Raw genomic sequence first — 1,203 nt, 5'->3', positions numbered from 1 at the left:
TACACTAATGCCTTTGCTGCCCTTCTTATGGTAAAACGTAAACCCAAGTAACCGCGTGCGCCAAGGACGAGTAACAACACTCTTTTCTAAATTTACTTTCAGTTTTAGTTCCTTTTCAATGTACTTAATGATGCTTTCCATTACACGATCCCCAGCACGTTTACTTTTAACATAAATACTACAGTCGTCTGCATAGCGAACAAAACGGTGACCACGGCTTTCCAGTATAATATTGGAAAGTAGCAGGCTTAATGGACCGCCTTGTGGAACCCCCTGTTTGCAAGAAGTCAATTTCCCTTCATCACAAATATCGGCACGAAGGATGCGGTGAATTAGTTTCAGAACTCGCTTGTCAATGATCTTCTTGCTTAATTCATTCATTAGGTAGTCGTGGTTAACTCGGTCAAAGAATTGCGCAAGGTCTAGATCCACAACATGACTATATCCCAAGTTAATGTATTCTTTGGCTTTTACTAATGCCTGGTGTGCATTCTTCTCTGAACGAAAACCATAGCTATGTTCCGAAAAGTCAGGATCATACATTTTCACCAAAACCTGAGAGATAGATTGTTGGATAAGCCTATCCATATAGGTAGGAATACCCAATAAACGTTCTCCGCCATTGGGTTTAGGGATTTTAACACGTTTAATGGACGATGGACGATATTCTCCCTGCTCTAGTTGTAGTTTAATATGACGCCATTCACATGCGATCTGTTCTTTAAATTCAACGTGACCGACTTTATCAGTACCGGGCGCGCCTTTGTTGCCTACAACCTGATCGTACGCCTGATGAAGATTGCTACTACTCATAATTTCTTCGAGTAACATGTTGTTTTGCATTTTTTTCCCTGTTTCCGTGTTTTCTATTTCTTTCAAGATATCGTTCAGCGCTCCCTGCTACTTTTCTGCTTCCAGCATATCCCTTGCAGGACAGCTCTCCATTCGGAGTTTTCTGCTTTCTTTACGATAATCCCAGTTCCCATAAATTAAACGGACGTTTAATGTTCAGCCCTTCCTTTCTAAAAAAAAGTAATACGACCTCTGCTGACTTCTGTCAAACCAGTCATGTATCGCTACAAAACCTTGTTCCTTAAGGAGTCGCTCCTCCAGCCGGCAACAGTGAGACAGATCTCCCCGGGTAAGAACGTGAACTTTCTCTCCATATACCTGTCGAATATACAGCGGGATGTTTCGGATAGT

General features: G+C 41.8%; 1 protein-coding gene. It reads right to left on the bottom strand.

Translation table 11 applies throughout. The features are described from left to right. The coding region (gene ltrA / locus GOQ17_RS16010) for a group II intron reverse transcriptase/maturase (RefSeq protein WP_201288655.1) at positions 1–879 on the bottom strand (879 nt) is incomplete at its 3' end. Positions 880–1,203 lie beyond the last annotated feature (324 nt).

Origin of the sequence: Sphingobacterium composti (genome assembly GCF_009829075.1) — a bacterium.
GTDB classification, from domain to species: Bacteria; Bacteroidota; Bacteroidia; order Sphingobacteriales; family Sphingobacteriaceae; genus Sphingobacterium; species Sphingobacterium composti.
The sequence above is the reverse complement of the archived record's forward strand: the minus strand, read 5'-3'. Positions and strand labels throughout refer to the sequence as shown.